The sequence below is a fragment of the Streptomyces solincola genome (assembly GCF_002982015.1).
Lineage (GTDB): Bacteria > Actinomycetota > Actinomycetes > Streptomycetales > Streptomycetaceae > Streptomyces > Streptomyces solincola.
Map to the genome: position 1 here is coordinate 1 of NZ_PVLV01000432.1, position 3,208 is coordinate 3,208.

4 protein-coding genes are annotated in these 3,208 nt (G+C 74.8%); 3 read left to right on the forward strand and 1 reads right to left on the reverse strand.

Features of this window, described 5'->3' with window-relative positions:
- On the forward strand, window positions 1–530 hold a 530-nt coding region (locus C6N75_RS23895; protein ID WP_105870965.1), incomplete at its 5' end, for a DUF4232 domain-containing protein.
- Here the strand turns inward: C6N75_RS23895 and C6N75_RS23900 are convergent.
- A complete protein-coding gene (locus C6N75_RS23900; RefSeq protein WP_105870966.1) occupies window positions 520–1,335 on the reverse strand; it encodes an alpha/beta fold hydrolase in 816 nt (271 codons plus the stop codon). The genes C6N75_RS23895 and C6N75_RS23900 overlap by 11 nt on opposite strands.
- A 141-nt stretch (window positions 1,336–1,476) precedes the next feature.
- Here C6N75_RS23900 and C6N75_RS23905 point away from each other — a divergent pair, with 141 nt between their 5' ends.
- Window positions 1,477–2,631, forward strand: a complete 1,155-nt coding sequence (locus C6N75_RS23905) for an adenosine deaminase (RefSeq protein ID WP_105870967.1) — start codon at window positions 1,477–1,479, stop codon at window positions 2,629–2,631.
- 128 nt (window positions 2,632–2,759) lie between these two features.
- Window positions 2,760–3,095, forward strand: a complete 336-nt coding sequence (locus C6N75_RS23910) for a hypothetical protein (protein ID WP_105870968.1) — start codon at window positions 2,760–2,762, stop codon at window positions 3,093–3,095.
- Window positions 3,096–3,208: the final 113 nt, after the last annotated feature.

A 3,208-nucleotide genomic window follows, 5' to 3' on the forward strand; every position in this document is an offset into this window, starting at 1 on the left:
CCTCCCAGCCGGCCGCCGCCCCCGCCCCCGCCGCCACCGTCTCCGGCAAGGCCACGGCGGCCACCCCGTCCGGCGCCGCCGGCCGGAGCGAGGCCGGCAAGAAGGCGGTCACCTGCGACGGCGCCAACACCAAGACGGTCGCCGCGCCGCTGAGCCGCCCGGTCAACCACATGCTGCTCACGGTCACCAACACCGGCAGCACCGCCTGCCACCTCTACGGCTACCCGGCGGTCCGCTTCGGCGAGGCCCAGTCGGTGCCGCCGGCCATCGAGGAGTCCAAGCCGCAGGCCGTCGTCACCCTCGCCCCGGGCGAGTCCGGCTACTCCTCGGTGAACCTCTCCGCCGCCGACGGCAGCGGCGGCGAGGGCCGCACCGAGAAGTCGCTCACCGTCTACTTCCAGGGCGCCACCCCCGGCCGGAACCCGTCCGCCGGGGCCACCCCGGCGCTGCCCGCCAAGGGCGTGTGGATCGACGACTCCCTGAAGGTCACCTACTGGCAGTCCGCCATGGACGACGCGGTCATCTGGTAGTCCGCCAGACTCCCCGGCCTCGCCCCGCCCTCTCGCCGAAGCCTGCGGCCAGCGGCATCCGCAGACCCAGCGGGGGCGGGGCGGCCAGCGCGTCCGCGACCGGGCGGGCGAAGGGGCGGGCGAAGAGGGCGCCCAGGGCGAAGTCGGCGGTCAGGGCGGCGACCTCGGCCCGGTGCCGGCGCAACCGGTGGTCGTCGGTGTGCACCTCGAACCGGCAGGTGTCCCGGTTGACCTTCTTGATCCGCTCACCCAGCCGGAACGACGCCTCGGGGTCGCCGCGCCGGTCGTGGGTGCCGTGCGCGATCAGCACCCGCCGCCCGATCAACTGCCGTACCGGCTCCGGCTCGTGCCCGCCTTCCCCGTCCACCGGATCGGCCGGCTCGTCCGGCGGCAGCCAGGGCGCGAGCGCGACCACCGACACCACCGCCGGATGGTCCGCCGCCCGCAGCGCGGCCCGACCGCCCATGCCGTGCCCGACCAGGCAGAGCGGGACCTCGCCGTAGCGGCGCACCGCCTCCGAGGCGGCCCAACGGGCGTCCTCGGCCGGTCCGGCGTCCGCGCCGTTCCAGCCGCGCCCCCGGTAGCGCAGCACATGCGCCACCAGCCCGTGCCCCGCGCCCGCCCGGGCCAGCGCACGGGCCAGCGGCAGCGCCGCCGCGTGCGCCCGCCGGGAGGGGCCGCGCCCCGACTCCCGCTCACCGTCCGGCAGGAGCAGCGCCACGCCGCCCACCGCCGCCGCTTCCCCCACCGCCCTGCCCAGCCTGGCCGCCGGGCCCGCCGTCCCTACGAGTGCGTGGTGTGCCATGGCAGCACGGTCCCAGAAGCCGGCCGCCGCGCCACCCGGACGCGCGCCGACTGTTACGTATGACCCGCCGCCGGGCCGCCCGGCGCGCCCCGTCCGGTCCGACACCTCCCGTTCTACGCGCGTAGGGCGTACAGTGCCGAGATGACGAGCCAGACATCCCGCATCCCCGCACCGGAGCAGATCCGCCGCGCGCCCAAGGTGCTGCTCCACGACCACCTCGACGGCGGGCTGCGGCCCGGCACGGTGGTCGAACTCGCCCGCGACTGCGGCTACACCGCGCTGCCCGAGCAGGAGGCCGACAAGCTCGGCCTGTGGTTCCGGGAGGCCGCCGACTCCGGCTCGCTGGAACGCTACCTGGAGACCTTCGCGCACACCTGCGCCGTCATGCAGACCCGCGACGCGCTGGTGCGGGTGGCCGCCGAGTGCGCCGAGGACCTCGCCGAGGACGGCGTCGTCTACGCCGAGGTGCGCTACGCCCCCGAGCAGCACCTGGAGGGCGGGCTGACCCTGGAGCAGGTCGTCGAGGCGGTCAACGAGGGCTTCCGGCTCGGCGAGCTGCGCGCCCGCGAGGCCGGCCACCGCATCCGGGTCGGCGCGCTGCTCACCGCGATGCGGCACGCTGCCCGCGCCCTGGAGATCGCCGAACTGGCCAACCGCTACCGCGACGAGGGCGTGGCCGGCTTCGACATCGCGGGCGCCGAGGCCGGCTTCCCGCCCACCCGCCACCTGGACGCCTTCGAGTACCTGAAGCGGGAGAACAACCACTTCACCATCCACGCCGGCGAGGCGTTCGGACTGCCGTCGATCTGGCAGGCCCTCCAGTGGTGCGGCGCGGACCGACTCGGCCACGGCGTCCGCATCATCGACGACATCGAGGTCGCCGACGACGGCTCCGTCACCCTGGGGCGGCTGGCCGCCTACGTCCGCGACAAGCGCATCCCGCTGGAGCTGTGCCCGACCTCCAACCTCCAGACCGGGGCCGCCGCCTCCTATGCCGAGCACCCCATCGGGCTGCTGCGCACCCTGCACTTCCGGGCCACCGTCAACACCGACAACCGGCTGATGTCGGGCACCAGCATGAGCCGCGAGTTCGAGCTGCTGACCGAGGCGTTCGGCTACACGCTCGACGACATGCAGTGGTTCACGGTCAATGCGATGAAATCAGCATTCATTCCTTTCGATGAACGCTTGGCCATGATCAACGACGTGATCAAGCCCGGATACGCCGAGCTGAAGTCCGCATGGCTGTTCCGGCAGACCGCCGGGACCAGCGGGAACGCCCCCGAGGAGGGCTGAGCGGCGGCCCCGCCGCCGCCTCGCGAATCCGGGTGAACCCGTCGTTTCGGTGTTTGCGGGGCACCGCACGGTCTGACTAGGTTTCAGGGCGCTCATCCCTCCCCGAGTTCCCCTGAGGACGAATCTCGATGAAGCAGTCCGCTGTGAAGACCGTCGGTGTCGCCGCCCTGGGCGCCGCTTTCGCCGCCACCGCCGCCGGCACCGCCGCCGCGAACCCGATGGCCGCCGCGCTGCCCGCGGGCACCGCCCTGAGCGCCGCCACCTCCACCGCGCTGCCGGTCGCCACCGCCGCCGTCCAGCAGGCCCCGGGCAGCGCCGTGGAGTCCCTGGGCACCACCCAGGGCCTGCTCGGCGCCGCGACGAAGAACGCCTCCCTCCAGGGCCTGCCGCTGGACCCGTCCACCGCCACCGGCCTGCTCGGCGGCCTGCCCGTCGGCGGCAGCCTGCCGGCCCTCGGCGGCTGACCAGCCGCACCCACGGCCGTACACAGCCGTACGCGGACGGGGCGCGCACCCTCTCACCGGGTGCGCGCCCCGTCCGCGTGTCAGGTCACCAGGCGGTGGTGGCGCCCGGCTTC

What these genes read in the sequence shown, in the direction of transcription:
- C6N75_RS23910 (WP_105870968.1), top strand. Translation starts at nt 2,760, where the DNA reads ATGAAGCAGTCCGCTGTGAAGACCGTCGGTGTCGCCGCCCTGGGCGCC.
- C6N75_RS23900 (WP_105870966.1), bottom strand. Translation starts at nt 1,335, where the DNA reads ATGGCACACCACGCACTCGTAGGGACGGCGGGCCCGGCGGCCAGGCTG.
- C6N75_RS23905 (WP_105870967.1), top strand. Translation starts at nt 1,477, where the DNA reads ATGACGAGCCAGACATCCCGCATCCCCGCACCGGAGCAGATCCGCCGC.